We start from the raw sequence: 19,727 nt of genomic DNA, 5'->3' as shown, positions 1-19,727 counted from the left end.
GTAAAGCAGATATTGGCGCCCCTGCCCGGCACCCGGCCGATATGTGCATTGCAGGCTGAGACAGGCCAAAAGCCGCAAGCGGACGTGGCGAAACCGGTAGACGCAAAGGACTTAAAATCCTTCGGTCATAGACCTTGCGGGTTCAAGTCCCGCCGTCCGCACCACAAAGGCCGAATTCCCCTTTTACCGCCAGGCTGCGGCTGCCGGCCTCCCCCCCCTCTAACGCCGCTGCCGCTCAAAATTTTTGGCTTTAAAACGCCTTACTTTCATCACAAAATTTACTCAGGCCTTGCGGGCAGTTTTTCATGCAGCCCGCGCCTGACCATATCCAGCACAATTTGCCGTTTAGCTTTATGCAAGCCGGCAAAACTGTCAATAAGCTGCAAATCTCCCTGGCTGATTTCTCCTTCTGCCAAAGTGGAAGACAGCATAATATCTTCCACAAGCGGGATACGCACTCCGCAATTACGCAAAACATAATCCACATCACCATCACGCATTAAAAACTCCTCAAATTCAACTTGCTTACATTCATTATTGAACATGAGGCAAGCGCCGCCGGCCAGCCGGCAAAACAGCCCGCCTCCCCAATTTAACCCGGGATACGCAATACAGAGCGACTTTAGACAAAACCCGCGCCGCGAACATTGCGACTCAAAACGCAAAAGGTTAATAAAGGCTCAAAAATCCCTTTTTTCCTGTGAAAACTGCTTTCTTCAGCGCATAGTCTGTGTGGGACATATTGTCGCTGTCCACTCTATCCAAAAACTTTATGGATAAAAAAAGGCAGAAAAGATAAAAATCAAACGCGCCGACACGCGCGCCTGTATTTCGACCATGGCAATAAAATTATCCGGAAAATTGCATTAAACAGTATTTTTAAGAATAATTTTTCCTTTTCTTAGTATTTATTGACTAAACACATAGATATTTCGTAAAAATAAACCGATTATGGAACCTTTTTTCAGTCTATAAAGTTAAACTGCAGCGCATTTTTCGGGTATTAAACATGATATATCACGGGAAAACATACCAAAATAGCGGTTGCCGGCCAATCGGTATTTATGTAGACCATCATGGGGAAGGTCATCGCCAGCGCGCTATTGCCATTGCCAGACAGGCTCCCGGCTATTTCACACTGCTCGGCACCGGGCTGAAAGGCAAATCTGAGGCGTTGCCTATTGTTGATCTGCCTGATGAATTATATTTTCACACAAATGCCTCTACCTCTGCCTCTGCGGCGGAGCCTGATTTTTCTGCCCAAAACCGTTTAGGCCGGCAGCACCGCCTGCAACGCATTGCCGAGTGGATTGATATTGCCGACCCGGCGCTGTTATTGATTGATTCCTGCGTGGAAGTGGCAAGCCTGGCGCAGCTAAAAGGCGTGCCGACTGTCTATATGCGCCTTTCAGGCAAGCATTATGACCCGGCGCATTTACGCGCTTTTGCCGGGGCTGAGGCAGTTTTATGCCCGTTCCACCCTTTGCTGGAATCAGAGGCCACGCCGCAATGGCTGCGCGCGCATTCCCGCTATTTTCCCGGCCTGACTCAAAAGGATAATTTTCTTCACACCGCCGCAAATACAAAAATATCGGCAGAGAAAGCCGCCGCTGCGCAAAAACCGGCCTTGCCTGCCGCGCCCCAAAGGCGCACATTATTGATTGTCACCGGGCATGAATGCCTGGGCAAACGCCATATGAGCGCCAAAGCCCATCAATTCCTCAAAGCAGCGCAGGCTCTGCCTGACTGGCAGCTTCACATTATCGGCCAGGCCTGCCCCAGAACCATAGAGACGGCGTGCCCGGATAATCTGCATTTTCACGGCTGGGTAGAGCATATGGAAGATTTTATCAACAAAGCCGATCTTGTGGCCGGAGCGGCCAGTGACTGCCTGATTTCTGCCATTGCCGCAGCCGGCAAACCTTTTATCTGCATGCCGCAGCAGCGCCCCTTTGGCGAACAATATGAAAAAGCCGGGCGGCTGGCCAGGCTGCATGCAGCCACTATTTGCCGCAACTGGCCGCGCAACTGGCAAAAAACCGTGCAAAAAGCCATGAAACACGGCGCTGTTCTCGCTGCTTTGCATGATGATAATGCCCCGGCTCTGGCGGCAGAATTTTTGCTGGGCCTGGCCTATGGCAACCGCCAGGCGGCTTATAATACAGCTATTGGCGGCGGTCTTGCCGCCTCACTTACAGCAATAGTCAGGGAAAACCGCGCCGGCAGGCCTCTCAAACACTCTGCCGCTCTGTGGCGCAAAAACGGGGCAAAACAGCAGCCCCCGCGCAAGGCCGCCTGAGAATCCGGCCCGCCCCGCCGGAATTGCCCTTTTCTGCGCCCTTTGCCGCCATGCAACCGGCGCAAAAATCGCCAGATCTTTTGGCCGCCTGCCGCTTTTGCCGGCAAGCGGCCTTTTTCCTGTCAATTATCTGCCGCACAACTTGCCTTTGACTTGTTTCAACCCATTTTCCCTGCTAGAGACAGTAATAGCGTAATTTGCAGGAAATATAGACGCTATATCGCCGCCGGGGCTGGAGCAAGAGGCTGGGGAGAGCCGGCGCACCAGGCAGTTTGCCGGTGCCGGTTTGCTGTTTTCCGCTGAGTGTCCCCGCTCATGTGACAGGCCGCTTTTCACAAAGGCGGCGCAATGACAAATTTTTGGGTTTAAAATCGAATGCGCACCCCCCGCTGGCTTGTCAGTTTTTACAGTATTATTCTTGTTTTCGGCCTTTTTATTGCCCTGCCCAATCTGTTCAGCGAAAGCCAGATTGCCGCTATTCGTCACTATATTCCTTTTTTCCCCGATACAAGGGTAACGCTTGGCCTTGATCTGCGCGGCGGCTCGTCACTGCAATTAGAGCTTGATACCCAGGCAATGGAGCGGGATCGCCTGCGCAGCCTGCTTGACGCCATGCGCGCACAATTACGCGCCGGGCAAATTCAGGCACAGGCCACACGCATTGCCGGCAATGCTGTAACAGCCACTATCCCCGATGCCCTGTTGCGGCAAAAAGCGCTGGCGCAGCTCAAAACCCTGATTACGCCGTTAACAGCCGGCGCCTTTTCTGCCCCTGTTTACAATTATACGGTCACGGAAGAGGGCGATACCATAAAAATGGCGCCGGCGGACGGCGCCATGGCCTATTATATTGGCAATGCGCTTGATCAAAGCCTGGAAATTGTCCGCCAGCGTGTAGATAGTGTCGGTGTGTCTGAGCCGTCTATCCAGCGCGTGGGCGACGACCGCCTGCAAGTACAGGTTCCCGGTTTGCAGGATCCGGCGCAATTACGCACTTTGCTTGGTTCCACGGCTAAAATGAGCTTTCATCTGGTGCGCAGCGGGGTAGATTTTAACAATCCGCCGCCCGGTATTTCCGTGCTGCCGGATTATAAAGAAGGTTCAGGCGAACGCTACGCCATTGAAGATAAAATTTCATTAGACGGCGCCGCCCTGACAGATGCGCGCGCCGCTTATGAGCCGGATACCAACCGGCCAATGATTTCTTTTGAGCTTAACAGCCAGGGTGCGAGGGAATTTGCCCAAATATCCCGTGATAATATTGGCCGCGCTTTTGCCATTGTGCTGGATAATAAAGTTTTGACCGCGCCGGTTATTCAATCTGTCATTCCCAATGGCCGCGGCCAGATTACCGGCAATTTTACCTCAGGCGAAGCTGTCACTTTATCGGCCTTGCTGCGCGCCGGTGCTCTGCCCGCGCCGCTCAAGGTCATTGAAGAGCGCAGTGTCGGCCCTGATCTGGGCGCCGATGCTATTAAAATGGGGCTTTATACCGGCATTATCGGCTTTATCCTGGTGGCGGCCTTTGTTTTTATCCTTTACGGCCTGTGGGGGCTGATTGCCGATATTGCGCTGGCTTTGCATACAATTTTGACCTTTGCCGCCTTGAGCCTGTTGGGAGCCACGCTCACTTTGCCCGGCATTGCCGGCATTATTCTGGGTATCGGCATTGCCGTCGATGCCAATATTCTTATCAATGAGCGCATACGGGAAGAAAGCGAGCGCGGCATGGGGGCGCTGGCAGCGCTGGATCGCGGTTTCAAACATGCTTTTTCTACTATTGTTGACGCCAATGTCACTATTATTATTGCCACTTCTCTTCTATGGTATTTCGGCACCGGCCCGGTGCGCGGTTTTGCCGTCACTATGTCGCTCGGCATTATTATTTCACTGTTTACCGATGTGACAGTCGTGCGGCTGATGATGCATTATGTAGTGCGCAAGCGGAAAATAAAGGTGCTGCGCATTCATTCTGTTTTCAATATTATTCCCCAGCACACAAATTTCCGCTTTATGAATGCCCGCTTTATCGGCATTGGCGTTTCAATCCTGCTCTCCATTGCTTCTGCGATTTTATTTTTCAAACCCGGCCTGAATTACGGCATTGATTTCAAAGGCGGCATTCAGTTGGAGGCCGCAACCAAAGCCCCGGCTGATCTGGCGCAGTTGCGCTCTACTTTATCCGGCCTGGAGCTGGGGGAAGTTGCTTTGCAAAATATCGGTTCCGACAAAGCGGTAATGGTGCGGGTGCAGCGCCAAAATGGCGGGGAAGAAGCACAAACAGCCGCTGTCACGAGGGTAAAAGAAGCGATAGAAGGGCTTTATCCCGGTGTCAGCTTCCCCCGCACCGAGGTTGTCGGCCCCAAAATATCGGGAGAGCTGGCGCGCAGCGGCTTTCTGGCCGTTATTCTGGCAGCTCTTGCCATGACAATTTATATCTGGTGGCGGTTTGAATGGTTTTTTGCCGCCGGCGCCATTATTACCCTTATTCTGGATACAACCAAGCTGGTCGGTGTTTTTGCCCTGTTTCAGTTTGACTTTAACCTGACAGCTATTGCCGCTTTAATGACCATTGTCGGCTATTCGGTCAATGATAAAGTCGTGGTCTATGACAGAATGCGCGAGAATTTGCGCCTGTTCCGCAAAAAAACGCTGCGGGAAATTATTGATATGTCGATTAATCAGGTTTTGGTGCGCTGTATTTTTACCTCTGCTACCACTGTGCTTTCTATGTTGCCTATGGCCATTTGGGGCGGTGAGGCTGTGCATAATTTTGCCCTGCCCATTGTTATCGGCGTTATTATTGCTACGTCCTCCTCTATTTTTATTGCGGCGCCGATTTTGCTTTTCCTCGGTAACTGGCAGGAAAAACATCGGCAAAAAAAGGCGAATATGGCGCCGGCGGCCTGAGTCCCGGCATAGGTGTCCGCTTCCCGGCGCCGCTGGAAACAGCCTTTAATACCCTGCCGATACAGAGTTTTAAGGCTCCAATTCAGGCGAGCGGTGCCGGCAGCTTTTTTGTCGCGCCTGCCGATACAGGGTTTTAAAATTGAAGGCCGGGCTGAGCCGGCAGTGCCTTTAAAGCAGCAAGCATATACCCTTTGCGGTTTATCCGCCTTTCTGTCCTTTATTGTTTTCCCTCCCCGCCCGGCCCGCCTATAGGCGCCCCGCCTGCCTGTAATCAGTATCGGTCTGTCAGCAGAATATTGCCGGCCCTCTACTGCTGCCATAGCCGGCAAATATGCTTTCTGCAACTATTTGAGACTATAATATTTTCTGATACTTCCTATATTTATTGGTAATTCTCAGACCAAAGACTCGCCGGCCGCGGCCTTATCATTTTTAAGACGCAATTCTTTTCTAGACTTATCACCTGATAATGGGGAATTTTGCCGGCAAGGCAGCACGTGTTAGAAACTGATAAAGATTTTTCTTCCATAATAGGCCGCATTGAGAGTGCCGGCGAAACCGGCGGGTCTCTGTCTCACCTTCTCTCGCAGCCGGCAGACATATATGAACAGGTGAACCGGCGGTAAAATATTAAACAAAGAAAGGCCCGCGCGCCAGCATGGCACATGATGCTCCTCTTATTACCGCCATTGTTATCGGGCTTTGCCTTGCCTTTATTTTTGGCGCTGTTGCCAATCGTCTGCGTATTTCGCCATTGGTCGGCTATGTGCTGGCCGGGGTGCTGGTGGGGCCCAATACACCCGGTTTTCAGGCAGATTCCAATCTGGTGCAGCAATTAGCTGAAATCGGCGTTATCCTGCTCATGTTCGGTGTCGGTCTGCATTTTTCACTCAAAGACTTGCTGTCTGTGCGCCATATTGCCATTCCCGGCGCGATCATACAAATGGCCTGCAGCACTTGTCTCGGCCTGTTATTTGCTTTAAGCCAAGGCTGGGGCACAGTTGGCGGCCTGGTTTTCGGGCTGGCTCTTGCAACGGCCAGCACAGTAGTGCTGCTGCGCGCTCTGCAGGAAAAATCGCTGCTGGAGAGTGAGCGCGGCCGCATTGCTGTCGGCTGGCTGATTGTTGAAGATATGATTATGGTGCTGCTGCTGGTATTATTGCCGGTTCTCGCCGGCAGAGGCAGCGCACAGGCTGATGCCTCAAATCACCTGGCAACATGGTTGCATTTTGGCAATAGTTTCGGCACTGGCGGGCTGGTATTGGCAATTTTGGCCAAATTTACCGTTTTTATTGCCGTTATGATGCTGGTCGGCCGCCGCCTTATCCCCAAAATTCTTAAAATGGCGGCGCAAACCGGCTCGCGTGAATTATTCAGCCTGTCTGTTTTGGCTATTGCGCTGGGAGTGGCTTTCGGCTCAGCCCAGCTTTTTGGTGTCTCGCTGGCCTTGGGCGCCTTTTTTGCCGGCATGATTATGAGTGAGTCCGATTTAAGCCAGCGCGCGGCAGAAGAAACCCTGCCTTTGCGTGATGCTTTTGCCGTTTTGTTTTTTGTCTCGGTCGGCATGTTGTTCCAGCCGGGCAAAATTGTGCAGGATATTGTGCCGCTGCTGGCGGTGCTGGCCATTATTCTTATCGGCAATTCTGTGACTGCTTTTTTGCTGATGCGCCTGTTCAGGCAGCCGGTAGAAACCGCGCTGACAGTCGCTGCCAGCCTGACACAAATTGGCGAATTTTCCTTTATTCTGGCCAGTTTCGGTAATGCCGCAGGGCTGCTTGGCCATGAGGCGCGCGATTGCATTATTGGCGGCGCCATTATTTCCATCTTGCTTAACCCGCTTATTTTTGCCGCTTCTGAGCGCGCCGCGCAAAGGCTGAAAAAAGCCAATATCCATAAAATTTCCACGGCCGCCGCCCTGCCGGCAAGTGAAACAGCCCTGGCAGAAGAAACTATAAGGCCGGAAGAAGATGCCCCTTGCGCCAAAACCGGGCATAATATTGTAATCGGCTTTGGCGCCATAGGAGAAATCATGGCGCAGCATTTGCAAAAAGCGGCACAGCCTCTGGTAATTATTGAAAATGCGCCGCGTCTGGTGGAAAAAGCGCGTATTGCCGGTTTTGAAACTATAATGGGCAATGCCGTGCATGAAGATATATTGGCAAATGCCAATATAAAACAGGCGCAAAATCTGGTTTTGACAATCAATAACAGTTATGAGGCGGCGCATATTGCCACTCTGGCCAAACATTATAATACCGGGCTGCATATTATTGCGCGCGCCCGCACGGAAGAGGATAAACAGCAATTTGTGCATAGCGGCGTTCAGGCTGTCGCCACAGACAGCAAGGAAATTGCCGCCGCTATGATGTTGCTTTTATCAGCAAAGCAGCACATAAAGACGGAAAAAACAGCAGAAAATGGCGAAATACAGCTGGAATTATTGCCGCCTGCGGCCAATGCCGCGCCGGGTCTTTCTGCCGAGCCGATTCTATAACAGGGGAATAAGACCGGTATTCTTGAATGGAAGGCCTGCCGCTATTATGATCATGCAAGGATTGAGAAAATATGGTTGGACTTTAATTGGTCTTGTGGCCATGCTTGTCTCTATCTATCTGCTTTATAACAAGCTGCAGAATATTTCGCTTGAAGATGTGATTTTACGCCTGCGGGCGCTCAGTTTCCGCCATTGGGCACTGGCCATTATTTCCGCCCTTTTTTCTTATGCCGCTTTGGCCGGCTATGATCGCATTGCCCTGCGCCATTTAGGCAAACATATTTCCTGGCTGTTTATCACTTTATGTTCTTTTACCACTTATGCTTTGTCGCATAATATTGGCGCTTCGGTATTTTCCGGCGCTCTGGTGCGCTACCGCGCTTATAGCAGCAAGGGCTTGAGCGGAGCAGAAATTGCCATTCTGGTAGCTTTTTGTTCCTTCACCTTTATCCTCGGCACATTGCTGCTTTTCGGCATAGTGCTGATACTGCGCCCTGATGTAATAAATCTTATTTATGAAGAATCCTCCGAGCGTGTTATTTTTGCTATCGGCTGCGGCCTGTTGACAATAGTCGGCCTTTATATTCTGGGCAGCCTGTTGCGTCTGCGCCCGCTTAAAATCGGCGCCAAAGTTCAGCTTGTCTATCCAAAGCCGAGAATTGTTTTCCAGCAATTACTTATTGGCCCGCTGGAATTATTGGGAGCAACGGGGATTATTTATGCGGCTTTGCCGGAGAGCGGCAATCCCGGTTTTATTGTCGTTCTTGCCGTTTTTCTGGCTTCATTTACCGCAACTTTGCTGGTAAATGCGCCGGCCGGCGGCCTTGGTGTGCTGGAAATTATCTTTATCAAAGGCATGCCGACTATGGACGAGACCGATGTCATTGCGGCTCTCATTGTTTTTCGCCTGCTTTATTTGATTATTCCGCTGATTATTTCTGTTTTTATTGTTGCGGTTTTTGAAGCGCAGCAATTTATTTACCGCCGCCTGAAATACAGGCCTATTGCCAATGCCCCGGCGGAAGCCGCGCCGCCGACAGCCGGGGCAGAAAGAGGCGAAGCTCAGAGCGAGGCAATAAAACAGGAAAGCGAGGCCCTGCCATTGGTAAAAAAAAAGCAGCAAACGGAAGAAAATGGCCCGGCAGCAAAAAGCACAGATGAAACAGCGGCAAAAACACAGGCAGAACAAAAGCAGCAGGAAATCCAATAAGCCGTAATAATAAATGTCAGTCAGATTTTTCGCGGCTGCGGCTAATTTCCACCCCGACAGCGCGCGGCGCCAGATTCAGCTTTTCTACCCGCACAATTACCCGCTGCACGCGCGGAAATTCCAGCAGAAAAGCGGCAATTTGCTCCGCCAATGTTTCTACAAGCTCAATATGCCCGGCCGCAGCGAAACACTCTATTGCGTCCAGAATAATATCATAAGAAAAAACATGCTCTATAGTCTGCGGCAGCCGTGCCGGACGGGTAATTTCTGCCGTAATGTTAAAACAGACGGGCTGGGCTGTGCCTTTTTCATGCGCATAAGCGCCAATATGCACCGGTATAATAAAATCCGAAACCAGAATTTTGTCGCAATTTCCGGCCGGCGCCCCAGCCGCTACCTCGGTTTTGGCCTTATTCCTCATTTTATTCATTGTGTTAACCTTTTGGCACTTATCAGCCAATATTGCCTGCTGCTTGCGCGCCGGCTGAGCCAGCCCCAGATAATCCGGCGCAAACGGCAATAAACGCGGAATATCCGGCGCCTGCAGCGCTCCTGTAATGCCGGCACGCAAGCCCGCCTGCTGCGCCTTTTGCACAAAATATCCTGAATATCTGATAAAATCGGCACGCTTTGCTGCCGGCAAGAGCGGGCAAACAAGCAAAATTCCCTTAAAATTGCTGTCGCGCGCCTTTCCCAGCCAATATTGCAGCCAAGCCTCTCTTGCCTCCACCCGGTTTTTTGCCCCCGGCTCATAATCTTCCTGCCGCCAGGGCAACAGCAAAAAACTCTCATGCCGGGCAGCAAAGGCAGCGGCCCTCTCCCAGGCTGCCGCTATTGCTTTATCTTCCTTTTGCATCAATGCGGCCTTTTGCGGCAGAGCAAAGCAAAAAAGCGATATGTCCGCTATATTGGCCGCCTGTGCCAAAACAGTGCCGCCTTCCCCTGCCTTCTTCCCGCCTTGAAACAGGGAAAAGGGCAAAAGCAGCGCTAAATCCGGCAGGTCTGCCGCAGGCGGCTCCCCTGAATCACCAGCCTTTATTGCCGCCAATTTGCTGCCTGCCCCTTTGCCGGCGCGGACAATAAAAGCTTGCAGCGCAGCCAAAGCCTCGGCTGATCCTGTCTCGGCCTTCAGCACAAAAATATCGGCATAAGCGCGCCAATCAGGCCTTATTGCCTCTGGCGCGCCAATATTGAGCAAAAATTTCACCATTACGCTTTATACTCTCACACGGCGCGCATAAAGCCGGGCAGGCAGGCAAACCGGCGCCGGCATTTTACATTTCCTCGCGCGGCAGCGCCGTAATGCGCACTTTGCTAATATTGCGGCGCTCTTTTTCTACCACTTCAAAGCGGAAGCCGTCTGCCTCAAAAGCTTCGCCCACTTGCGGCAAATGGCCAAAATGCCACAGCATATAGCCGGCCAAAGTAGTATAGCGTTTGCTGTCATCAACCAGATTACAATCCAGAAGCCCGCCCAACTGCCTTATATCGGCATAGGCCTCAGCAATCAGCGTATTATCGCCCTCGCGCGCAATAATTACCGCCTCGTCTTCATCATCGGGGAAATCGCCGGCTATCGCTTCCAATATATCAGTCGGGGTCACAATGCCCTCAAAAGAGCCGTGTTCGTCCACCACTATTGCCAGTTGAACAGGAGAACGGCGTAATTGTTCCATCAGCCGCAGCACATTGGTATTTTCATGCACCACCAGCGGCTGACGCATCGATTTCTGCCAGTTCAGCTTTTTGCCTTCTGCCAGATTCAGCAATAAATCCTTGGTAAAAGCCACGCCGACAAATTCATCGACTTTCTCCCGCGCCAGAATAATGCGGCTATGTTTCAATTTTTCCAGTTCTGTCCGCATTTCCTTTTCATTACCGGCGAGATCCAGCCATTCCACTTCATGCCGCGGCGACATAATCGACCGCACCGGGCGTTCCGCCAGATCCAGCACGCCGCGAATCATCTGCTTTTCTTCAGGACGAAACACCGCAGCCGCAGCCGCATGTTCGGCGATAATATCAACATTATTGTCACTCAGGCTGCTGTCGCCTTTGCCGCCGCCCAGCAGACGCAACACCGCATCAGCCGTGCGCGAGCGCAAATCATTAGTGCCTATACGCTTTTCGCGCTTATAGCGGCCAAGCTGGTTAAACCCTTCAATAAGCACAGAAAAGCCGATAGCAGCATAGAGATAGCCTTTCGGCACATCAAAGCCGAAACCTTCTACTACCAGGCTAAAACCGATCATCATCAAAAAGCCGAGACATAAAATAACAATAGTGGGGTGGCGATTGACAAAATCCATTAACGGACGGGAAGCCAGCATCATCATACCGACAGCAATAATAACCGCTGCCATCATAATCGGCACATGCTGCACCATGCCTACAGCGGTAATAATACTGTCCAGCGAAAAAACAGCGTCCAGAATGACAATTTGCGCAATAACCTGCCAGAATACGGCGCCTATACCACGATTTTGCTGCCGCTCACCCGAGCCTTCCAGCCTTTCATGCAGCTCCATTGTCGCCTTGCCGAGCAGGAAAACACCGCCGAAAATCATAATCAGGCCGCGTATGGAAAAACCAAAGCCTAAAACAGTAAAAAGCGGGCGGGTCAAATGCGCCATATAACTGACCAGGCTCAGCAGTAAAAGGCGCATAAGCAAAGCGCAGAAAAGCCCGGTTATCCGCGCTTTATGCCGCTGGCTAACGGGCAATTTTTCGGCAAGAATAGCAATAAAAACCAGATTATCTATACCTAGAACAATTTCCAGTAAAATCAGTGTTACCAGCCCGATATAAGTATTGGGATCGGCAAGCCATTCCATGAAAAACTCTTTTCCTGTTAAATTTTTCTCTCAGATTCAGACAGAAGAGCGACAGCGCCTGCTGCCAAAAATGCGGCATTTTTGTTTATATAACCTGAAATTCAAAAAAATTGCCAGATGAAAAACAGCGCCAAACCACGCTTTACATTTTTGCCGCAGCCCGCCCCCAGCCCCATATTAAGGCAAATCCGGCGCCAATCAAATAGACCGGGCGGTAAATGGTGGGTGATGAGGGGCTCGAACCCACGACCCGCTGATTAAGAGTCAGCTGCTCTACCAACTGAGCTAATCACCCGCAAAAGCCGCATATTCGCGGCGTATAACCATGTGCCGCCGCATCTTGAATAAAGCCCGGCGGCGCTACTCTTCATAAGGATAATCATGCCTTTTGTCCAGACTTCTCACGCATTTTTATAAAAATTCCGGCAAAGTCGGCAGCAATGCTGCTGATTGCCCCGCAGCCTATGGCCCATTGCCAAAAACGCCCACCGCATTTTCAGGTTTCGCCATTGCGGGAAAGCGCGGCTGTTACTATTTCGTCCGGTGATTTATGCCTTTTCGTTCTGCCTTACCGGCTTCCCGCCGTTTTGCACAGGGCTGGGACAGTGCGGCACCACTCTTGCCGCGGCGAAATCCTGCCTCTATGATGGCGGCGCTTGTGGGGCATGGGTAATATGTGGTCAAGAAAGGCAGCAAAATGAAAGCAGAGACGAATGAATAAGCCGGGTTTCTATCACTTATTGCAGGAAAAGCTCCCATTTCGCCTTATCCCTGCTTTAATCTGCCTTATTACCTATTGCGTCTTTTATTATGCGCCCAAGCCGGCAGGTCTGAGTTTGGAAGCCTGGCATTTTGTTGCCATTTTTGTCACCGCTATTTTGGCCATTATCCTGAAATTCATGCCGATTGGCGCGGTTTCCATTATTGCCATTACCATAGTCAGCCTGTCAAAAACCACTTCCGCCACTTCAGCCAAGGCCGTTGCCGATGCGCTGAACAGCTATAATAACCCGCTTATCTGGCTGATTGTCGTTTCTGTCCTTGTGGCGCGCGGGCTGATTAAAACCGGGCTGGGCGCCCGGCTCGGCTATTGTTTTATCGCCCTTTTAGGCAAACATACTATCGGTATCGGCTATGGCCTGGCGCTGTGTGAATTGCTGCTGGCGCCGATAACCCCCAGTAATACGGCGCGCGGCGGCGGCATTATGCACCCGATTATGCGCTCTATCGCCCTGGCCTTTAATTCCGACCCGGCCAAAGGCACGCAAGGCAAAGTCGGCACTTATCTGGCGCTGGTCAATTATCATGCCAATCCTATCACTTCCGCTATGTTTGTCACCGCCACCGCGCCTAACCCGCTCGCGGTCAATTATATTGCCGAGGCCACAGGCGGCAGCTTTCGCTTAAGCTGGAATAGCTGGGCGCTTTATATGCTGATCCCCAGCCTGGCCGCGCTTTTGCTCATGCCTTTGGTGATTTATGTGCTCTCGCCGCCGCAATTAAAACAAACACCGGACGCCGTGCCCTTTGCCCGGGAAAAATTAAAAAATCTTGGCCGGCTGAAAGCGTCAGAAATTGTGATGATGCTGACTTTTCTGCTGATGCTGGTTTTGTGGGCAGGCGGGCCGGCTGCCGTTTTCGGCCCTGCTTATGCGCTGGATTCCACATTAGTGGCGCTTATCGGCCTCACTGTCCTGCTCTTATGCGGCACGTTAAGCTGGCAGGATATTCTGGCAGAAAAAAGTGCCTGGGATACGCTTATCTGGTTTGGGGCACTGGTTATGCTGGCCGGGCAGTTAAACAAACTCGGCATTATTGCCTGGTTTTCCGATAATTTGCGCCTGGCGATTGAGCAGAGCGGCGTTAGCTGGCCCATTGCCATGGCAATTCTGATTGCTACTTTTATGTATTCCCATTATGCTTTTGCCAGCACCACGGCGCATGTCAGCGCCATGATGCTCGCTTTTCTGACTGTCGGCGCCCATCTTATCCCGGCAGAATATCTCGCTGTTTTTATGCTGCTTATGCTCGCCGCTTCTACGGTGATGATGGGACTCACCCATTACGCCACCGGCACTTCGCCAATTATTTTCGGCAGCGGTTTTGTCAGCCTTGGGCTGTGGTGGGGGGCAGGTTTTATTATGAGTATTGTCAATATGCTGGTTTTTATCCTTATTGGCGGCCTGTGGTGGAAAATTCTTGGCCTATGGTGAAAGGCCTGCTTTTACCTGACGCGCCGCACCGGAAAGGCATTGGGTCAGGGAATCCGCCAGATTTTGGATAAGTGCCGGATATTGCTCCGGCCCGGGCAGTAAATTACTCCCCAGCGGGTCGAGCACTCCGGTGCGTGCTTTTGTGCCTTCACTTATTGTCCGCACCAGCCGCGGCTCAAATTGCGGCTCGGAAAATATGCAAAAACCTGCCTGCGCTTTGCCGGCAAATTTTACTATCCGGGCGCGCATGGCCGCTACCCGCCGCGCGCCCGGCGCCTGCTCCGGGTTGACTGTTATCGCACCCATGGCCGGCATGGCAAAACGCCGCTCAAAATACTGATAGGCATCATGAAAAACAATAAAGGGGCGGCCGCGCACCGGTGCCAGTTCCTCATTAACCCGGCCGATAAGCCTATCCAGCCGCCGGCGATAATTTTCTGCATTACTGTGATATAAGGCCGCCCGTGCCGGGTCTTTTTGTGACAAAATCCTGTCAATATAAGTCACGGCCGCTTTGGCATTTTGCGGATCCAGCCAGAAATGCAAATCAGCGCCTTGCTCTTCACCCCTCTCTCTATAGCTGTGACCTTTTTCACTATCAGGCACAACAAAAACGCCGCCACGGCGCATAGGCAATAATTCTATGCCGGGCGCGGTCGCCAAAGCAATAATTTCGGCCTGCGGGCTTAAATTCTGCAAGGGCTTTTGCAAAAAAGTTTCCATTTGCGGCCCGGCCCAAAAGACAATATCCGCCTGGCTCAAATTTTCCGCATCTTGCGGCCGCAAGGCATAGCCGTGTTCCGACCCGCTGCCCTGCATAATCAGCGCCGGCTCTGCTATATTTTGCGCAACCGCACTCACCAGAGAATGCAGCGGCTTTATCGACACGGCAATTTTGGGCGGCTTTTTGACCGCCGGCGCTTCGCTCCCCGGCAAACCGGCAAAAGCGGGTAAAAAACCGGTAAAACCCAGATAAAAAGCAAAGCAGGCCGCCCGGCACAGCCGCCACCTGCCATAAGGCGGCGCTTTATTGCCGATTTTGCTGTTTTTGATAACAGACATTGCCAGGCCTTTCTTCCACTTTTGTTACGGCAACCCGCCTTGAGGCGGGGAAAATCTGTTGCATAAAAGCCGTTTTGCTTTATGCTGCACAGGCTGTGGCTAGCAGCGGCTTCATTTATTATTTATAATTTATGTCGGATTTCCGGCAGATTTATCATGGCACAGTTTCACACTTTGTTTAACCCTGAAAAACGCCATAAAGCGGCAAAAAACAAGCCGGCTGCCGGCAAACAAAAACTGGTATCCCTTTATCAGGCCGGGATTGCCGATGGTGCTCATTGGCGTGTGCGCCATATCACATTTTCTGTGGCGCGGGGCGAAATTATTACCCTTATCGGCCCCAATGGTTCGGGTAAAAGCACTGTAGCCAAACTGGCAGCCGGCATTTTAGCACCGACAGAAGGCAGAATAGAGCGTTGGCCTAAGCTAAAAATCGGCTATGTGCCGCAAAAACTGCATTTTGACAAAAGCCTGCCGTTAAATGTGCGCCGTCTCATGTGCCTGACAGCAAAGCTGCCGCAGGCAGATATAGACCAGGCATTGGCAGAAGTGGGCATGGCCCATAAACAACAGGAAGAGGTTGCCACCCTTTCCGGCGGCGAGTTACAGCGCGTTTTACTGGCACGTGCTGTGGCGCGCCGGCCGGATCTGCTTATTCTGGACGAACCGCTGCAAGGCGTAGATTTTTCGTGGGAGGCAACTCTTTATCAAAAAATAAGCGAATATTGCCAAAAACTGCAATGCGGCATTATGCTGATTTCGCATGATTTGCATATTGTTATGGCTGCTTCCGACCGTGTCTTATGCCTTAACGGCCATATTTGCTGTAGCGGCAAGCCGCAGGAAGTAGCCAAAAGTGCCGAATATCTGAGCCTGTTCGGTCACCGGGCCGGGGCCGGGCCGAAGCCGCCGCTGCTGGCGCTTTATGAGCACCGCCACGACCATCGGCATGATTAGGCGCAGAGTGCCGGCAGCCCGGTCTGTGCTGATAATCGGCTTTTGCAACAAAACGGGATAAGACCCTATGCTTGACGATTTTTTTATGCGGGCTTTAATCGGCGCCGTCGGCCTGGCCGCGGCGGCAGCGCCATTGGGCTGTGTAGTTGTGTGGCAGCGTATGGCTTATTTCGGCGAGACTTTGGCGCATTCCTCACTTTTGGGGGTAGCTCTGGCCTTTGCCTTTAATATATCCATGACCCTGGCCGTTTTTCTGGTAAGCCTGCTTATTGCCCTTATGCTGCTGTTTTTGCAACGCCGGCCTTTTTTGTCGGGTGATGCCTCATTGGGTATTTTGTCTCATGCCAGCCTGGCTTTCGGCCTGGTTGTCCTGAGCTTTCTGCCGCAAGTAAGGCAGGATTTAAGCACATATTTATTTGGCGATATTCTTTCTGTCTCGCGCAGCGATGTGGCGCTTATCTGGCTTGGCGGGGCGCTGGCGCTCATAGCGCTGGCGCGCTTATGGCGGCCGCTGATTGCCGCCACAATCAGTGATGAGCTGGCACAGGCCGAAGGGCTGCACCCGCGGCCGGCGCGTATGGCTTTTATGCTGCTGCTGGCTTTGATTATTGCCATTGCCATGAAAATTATCGGCATTCTGCTGATTGGCGCCCTGCTGATTTTGCCGGCGGCCGGAGCGCGTCACCTGGCCGCCACGCCGGAAAAAATGGCGCTCGCCGCTGTCTTTCTTGCTGTTGGCGCTGCGATTAGCGGGCTTTATGCCTCTTATTATGTTGATACGCCTTCAGGCCCCTCTATTGTGGTTATGGCTTTTATGCTGTTCCTCCTCACCCTCACCCCTTTTTCCCGTTTTTTTGCTGCTGTCAAAAAAAGGGAGAGAAAATAATTTTCTATATGAGCAATTTGCGAAAAAGGAAATTTATGCGCTGTAACAAGAATCGTTTCTGCCGGTTTTGCCTGTTGCTTATGCTGCTGCCCCTTGCGCTCAGCCTTGGCCCGGCTCAGGCAGCGGCAGAGCAAACAGCCCAGGCAGCAACAGGGCTGTGGTCATCGCTGTTTTATGCCCTGCAAGCTTTGCCACAAAATTTTGATACGGAAATCACCGCGCTTATGAGCGCTTTCCGTCAGGATAGCCAGGCCGGCTGGTGGCTTATTGGCCTGTCTTTTCTTTACGGCGTTTTGCACGCGGCCGGCCCCGGGCATGGCAAAGCGATAATTTCCTCTTATCTTATTGCCAATAATGAGACTTTAAGGCGCGGTATTGTGCTGGCCTTCTGGTCATCATTGCTACAGGCAGTAATTGCTATTTTTCTTGTCGGCCTGATATTTGCTGTTATCACCGGCAAACAGGCGCAACAGGCCGCCACCCATAATCTGGAGCTTATCGGTGCCGCCTTGATTATGTTTTTGGGCTTGCGGCTGCTATGGCGCAAAAGCGCGGCTTTGTTCAGACATAAAGCAAAAACAGGCGAGAATCTGTGTGGGCCGGGTTATGAGACTGCGCATAATCACCGGCACGGCAAAGGAGACTGCTCCTGCCATGGTCATATTGGCACCGCCGATAGCCTGCAAACCATGAATTGGCGGCAGGCGCTGCCGCTTATTCTCTCTATCGGCCTGCGCCCATGCACCGGCGCGCTGGTAGTGATGGGTTTTGCCCTGATAAATGGGCTATTCACTCTGGGGGCAGCCGCTGTTCTGGCCATGTCTTTCGGCACATTTCTGATTGTTTGCGCCCTTGCTTATATTGCTGTCAATGCCAAAAAACTGGCGCTCAAGCTCAGCGCCGGTAAAGCCGGCGCCGGGCGGGTGCAAAATATTATGGAATGGGCGGCCGCGCTTTTTATTTTTCTCAGCGGCCTGGCGCTGCTGCTGGCGGCGCTTTATTAGCCTGTGCCGCCAATAAGAGCGGCCGGGCCAAAACAGGCCGGGCAAGGCAAAATTCTCTTGCTTTTGCCGGATAGTTTAGCTATCAAATCCGGTGGTTTCCGGCTTTGGCCGATTCTCATGCCGCATTAGCTCAGTTGGTAGAGCACATCATTCGTAATGATGGGGTCACTGGTTCAAGCCCGGTATGCGGCACCAGCCTGATTCGCCTGTCGGGCTGTTTGCGCCGTCTTTCCACCGGCTTTGGCACTGTATTGGGGTGGTTTTATCGCCTTGCATTTATCCTTTTGCTGCCCTATGCTCGGCGGGGCACTGCGCGAAATATATGGTGATTTTCAATACCCGCTACCCGCCTGATGAACCAGAAAAAAGGGGTTCGCATTGCAAAAATTCCAGCAGCTTATTCATCAGGCTTTTGCCAAAATTGACGCATCTGATCCCCAAATGCGGCAAAAAGTCTATGAGAATATCTGGCTTATACAGGAAAAATCTCTTATTGCCCAAAATACGGATAATGAGCAAAAGCAGGAAAAGCGCCGGCATTTGACTGAATTGCTGAAAGCGGCAGAAAAGCAATATCGCCTGACACAGGCCGAGGCAGCAGGCAGCGGGGAGCACGGGCAAAAACAGCACGCACCCTTGCCGCCGGAAATGCCTCCCGCGATTGAGCCGCAAAAAACGGCTGAGGCAGCACAATCAACAGCCTCCCCTCCAAATAATCGGGCTGCCGCCGTAAACAACCGGGAAAAGGAGCAAAAAAACGATTCTTCGCTTTATTATCTGGAGCAGGAAGTCAACAGAAAAGTCGCCAAAAAATCTGATAAAACCGCGCCTTCATTGCTTAAAAAAGCCCGGTCGGGCGGTTATATTATCGGTATTCTGGCTGTTTTTGTTGCTGTTTTTGTTGCCTGGTCGTTTTATAACAGTTTTGGCCGGCCCGGCGCGGCAAAAAAGCAGACAGCTTTATCTACCGCTCCGGCGCAGCAAAATGATTATGGCAAAAACGGCTGGGTTGAAGTTTTTAACCCGGCCAATGTTGCCGGCCTGGACGTGCAGGGAACAGCCTCTGCCGATTTGCATAATGAGCCTGATGCCGATTTTATTCGCCTGACCTCCTATAAAGCCGATGATGCGGCGATTATAGAAATCGGCCAGGGCGCCCTGATACCGCTGCAAGGCAAGACAGCCACATTCAAACTGGTGGCGCGCAATGGGGATAATGCCATTGGTCAGCTTAATCTTATGGCTGATTTTGGCAATGGTGCGGTCACGCATTACCGTTTTGAACTGTCGCCAACAGTAACACCGCTTTTATTCCGTCTGCCGGTTCCGCAAAAATTAAGCAAAGCGGCACAATTTTATATTGGCGGCGATGCTGCCGGCAAACCCTGTCAGATGGATATTTTTTCACTGCTGGTGCGGGAATCCGACCAGGCAGGGCATTAACCCGTTTTTCGCTGCGGTAAAATTATGGGCCGCTTTATCTCCCCTGCCTTTAATTTCACTATTACCGGGAAAGGAAATGCAAAAACGGCCAATTATGGTGCCGTTCGGCAGCGACAGAGCCGGCAACAGATTTAAAACCAGCGAAGCGCGAACCATTACCTGTAAGGCGAATCCTCCGGCTTTCGCCGCCGCCCCGACCGGCGCAGACGCCCTCCCCGTGAAAATTCACTTATCTTTAAAATAATCGGCAAATGCTGTTTCCCGGCCTAAAACCGGTTATAATAGCCTGCTATAGCGGCTTTCACTGCTTTTAAGGCAAAATTCCCATGATTTTTACCGGCAAGGCAGAAAATAATCTTGCACCGCCTGAACTTCCCGCTATAGTGCGGGCAATCTATTGGCCGTTCGCCCTGTT

Annotated in this window: 13 protein-coding genes, 3 tRNA genes and 1 pseudogene; 11 read left to right on the top strand and 6 right to left on the bottom strand. The window is 51.8% G+C overall.

Features of this window, described 5'->3' with window-relative positions; all coding sequences use genetic code 11:
- Positions 1-78: 78 nt before the first annotated feature.
- Positions 79-164 (top strand) — tRNA-Leu (locus DPQ22_RS01920).
- A gap of 114 nt (positions 165-278) precedes the next feature.
- Here DPQ22_RS01920 and DPQ22_RS01915 read toward each other — a convergent pair.
- Positions 279-500, bottom strand: coding sequence for a hypothetical protein (locus tag DPQ22_RS01915; protein WP_150212896.1), 222 nt, complete (start codon positions 498-500; stop codon positions 279-281).
- Between the two features lie 509 nt (positions 501-1,009).
- On the opposite strand from DPQ22_RS01915, the gene DPQ22_RS01910 reads away from it, so the two are divergent.
- The 4 genes and pseudogenes from DPQ22_RS01910 to DPQ22_RS01895 all read left to right on the top strand — a co-directional run.
- On the top strand, positions 1,010-2,299 hold the full coding sequence (locus DPQ22_RS01910; protein ID WP_150212895.1) for a hypothetical protein: 1,290 nt from the start codon (positions 1,010-1,012) through the stop codon (positions 2,297-2,299).
- 375 nt (positions 2,300-2,674) lie between these two features.
- Positions 2,675-5,209 carry a protein translocase subunit SecD gene (gene secD / locus DPQ22_RS01905; protein WP_150212894.1) on the top strand — a complete coding sequence of 845 codons (2,535 nt, stop codon included), beginning with the start codon at positions 2,675-2,677 and terminating at the stop codon, positions 5,207-5,209.
- A 658-nt stretch (positions 5,210-5,867) separates the two neighbouring features.
- Positions 5,868-7,703, top strand: coding sequence for a YbaL family putative K(+) efflux transporter (gene ybaL, locus DPQ22_RS01900; protein WP_150212893.1), 1,836 nt, complete (start codon positions 5,868-5,870; stop codon positions 7,701-7,703).
- A gap of 52 nt (positions 7,704-7,755) precedes the next feature.
- A pseudogene (locus DPQ22_RS01895) lies at positions 7,756-8,706 on the top strand (lysylphosphatidylglycerol synthase transmembrane domain-containing protein); the annotation flags it as partial.
- Positions 8,707-8,929: 223 nt separating this feature from the next.
- On the opposite strand, the gene DPQ22_RS01890 reads toward DPQ22_RS01895, so the two are convergent.
- The 3 genes from DPQ22_RS01890 to DPQ22_RS01880 form a co-directional block, all read right to left on the bottom strand.
- Positions 8,930-10,123, bottom strand: coding sequence for a dihydroneopterin aldolase (locus DPQ22_RS01890; protein WP_150212892.1), 1,194 nt, complete (start codon positions 10,121-10,123; stop codon positions 8,930-8,932).
- A 64-nt stretch (positions 10,124-10,187) separates the two neighbouring features.
- The gene (locus tag DPQ22_RS01885; protein ID WP_150212891.1) at positions 10,188-11,747 is read right to left on the bottom strand and encodes a TerC family protein; all 1,560 of its coding nucleotides are present in this window, start codon (positions 11,745-11,747) and stop codon (positions 10,188-10,190) included.
- A 219-nt stretch (positions 11,748-11,966) separates the two neighbouring features.
- Positions 11,967-12,042: transfer RNA gene (locus tag DPQ22_RS01880), tRNA-Lys, on the bottom strand.
- A gap of 418 nt (positions 12,043-12,460) precedes the next feature.
- Between DPQ22_RS01880 and DPQ22_RS01875 the strand changes: the two genes are divergently transcribed.
- Positions 12,461-13,960 carry a DASS family sodium-coupled anion symporter gene (locus DPQ22_RS01875; protein ID WP_150212890.1) on the top strand — a complete coding sequence of 500 codons (1,500 nt, stop codon included), beginning with the start codon at positions 12,461-12,463 and terminating at the stop codon, positions 13,958-13,960.
- On the opposite strand, the gene DPQ22_RS01870 is transcribed toward DPQ22_RS01875, so the two are convergent.
- On the bottom strand, positions 13,952-15,022 hold the full coding sequence (locus tag DPQ22_RS01870; RefSeq protein ID WP_150212889.1) for a zinc ABC transporter substrate-binding protein: 1,071 nt from the start codon (positions 15,020-15,022) through the stop codon (positions 13,952-13,954). The two genes, DPQ22_RS01875 and DPQ22_RS01870, sit on opposite strands and share 9 nt — an antisense overlap.
- A 156-nt stretch (positions 15,023-15,178) precedes the next feature.
- On the opposite strand from DPQ22_RS01870, the gene DPQ22_RS01865 reads away from it, so the two are divergent.
- The 5 genes from DPQ22_RS01865 to DPQ22_RS01845 all read left to right on the top strand — a co-directional run bounded on the left by DPQ22_RS01865 (position 15,179) and on the right by DPQ22_RS01845 (position 19,312).
- Positions 15,179-15,979 (top strand): metal ABC transporter ATP-binding protein, encoded by an 801-nt coding sequence (locus DPQ22_RS01865; protein ID WP_150212888.1) that lies wholly within the window; start codon positions 15,179-15,181, stop codon positions 15,977-15,979.
- A gap of 67 nt (positions 15,980-16,046) precedes the next feature.
- The gene (locus DPQ22_RS01860) at positions 16,047-16,865 is read left to right on the top strand and encodes a metal ABC transporter permease (protein ID WP_150212887.1); all 819 of its coding nucleotides are present in this window, start codon (positions 16,047-16,049) and stop codon (positions 16,863-16,865) included.
- A 35-nt stretch (positions 16,866-16,900) separates the two neighbouring features.
- Positions 16,901-17,869 carry a nickel/cobalt transporter gene (locus DPQ22_RS01855; protein WP_190323094.1) on the top strand — a complete coding sequence of 323 codons (969 nt, stop codon included), beginning with the start codon at positions 16,901-16,903 and terminating at the stop codon, positions 17,867-17,869.
- Positions 17,870-17,988: 119 nt separating this feature from the next.
- A tRNA-Thr gene (locus DPQ22_RS01850) sits at positions 17,989-18,064 on the top strand.
- 183 nt (positions 18,065-18,247) lie between these two features.
- Entirely contained in the window at positions 18,248-19,312 is a 1,065-nt protein-coding gene (locus DPQ22_RS01845) for a hypothetical protein (RefSeq protein WP_150212885.1), read from the top strand.
- On the opposite strand, the gene DPQ22_RS09030 is transcribed toward DPQ22_RS01845, so the two are convergent.
- Entirely contained in the window at positions 19,274-19,468 is a 195-nt protein-coding gene (locus DPQ22_RS09030) for a hypothetical protein (protein WP_150212884.1), read from the bottom strand. The two genes, DPQ22_RS01845 and DPQ22_RS09030, sit on opposite strands and share 39 nt — an antisense overlap.
- Positions 19,469-19,727 lie beyond the last annotated feature (259 nt).

Source organism: Candidatus Tokpelaia sp., from assembly GCF_008636115.1.
Lineage (GTDB): Bacteria > Pseudomonadota > Alphaproteobacteria > Rhizobiales > Rhizobiaceae > QLZD01.
The sequence above is the reverse complement of the archived record's forward strand: the minus strand, read 5'-3'. Positions and strand labels throughout refer to the sequence as shown.

Coding starts and splice junctions, on each gene's coding strand:
- DPQ22_RS01915 (WP_150212896.1), bottom strand. CDS start 500: ATGCGTGATGGTGATGTGGATTATGTTTTGCGTAATTGCGGAGTGCGT.
- DPQ22_RS01910 (WP_150212895.1), top strand. CDS start 1,010: ATGATATATCACGGGAAAACATACCAAAATAGCGGTTGCCGGCCAATC.
- secD (WP_150212894.1), top strand. CDS start 2,675: ATGCGCACCCCCCGCTGGCTTGTCAGTTTTTACAGTATTATTCTTGTT.
- ybaL (WP_150212893.1), top strand. CDS start 5,868: ATGGCACATGATGCTCCTCTTATTACCGCCATTGTTATCGGGCTTTGC.
- DPQ22_RS01890 (WP_150212892.1), bottom strand. CDS start 10,123: ATGGTGAAATTTTTGCTCAATATTGGCGCGCCAGAGGCAATAAGGCCT.
- DPQ22_RS01885 (WP_150212891.1), bottom strand. CDS start 11,747: ATGGAATGGCTTGCCGATCCCAATACTTATATCGGGCTGGTAACACTG.
- DPQ22_RS01875 (WP_150212890.1), top strand. CDS start 12,461: ATGAATAAGCCGGGTTTCTATCACTTATTGCAGGAAAAGCTCCCATTT.
- DPQ22_RS01870 (WP_150212889.1), bottom strand. CDS start 15,022: ATGTCTGTTATCAAAAACAGCAAAATCGGCAATAAAGCGCCGCCTTAT.
- DPQ22_RS01865 (WP_150212888.1), top strand. CDS start 15,179: ATGGCACAGTTTCACACTTTGTTTAACCCTGAAAAACGCCATAAAGCG.
- DPQ22_RS01860 (WP_150212887.1), top strand. CDS start 16,047: ATGCTTGACGATTTTTTTATGCGGGCTTTAATCGGCGCCGTCGGCCTG.
- DPQ22_RS01855 (WP_190323094.1), top strand. CDS start 16,901: ATGCGCTGTAACAAGAATCGTTTCTGCCGGTTTTGCCTGTTGCTTATG.
- DPQ22_RS09030 (WP_150212884.1), bottom strand. CDS start 19,468: ATGGTTCGCGCTTCGCTGGTTTTAAATCTGTTGCCGGCTCTGTCGCTG.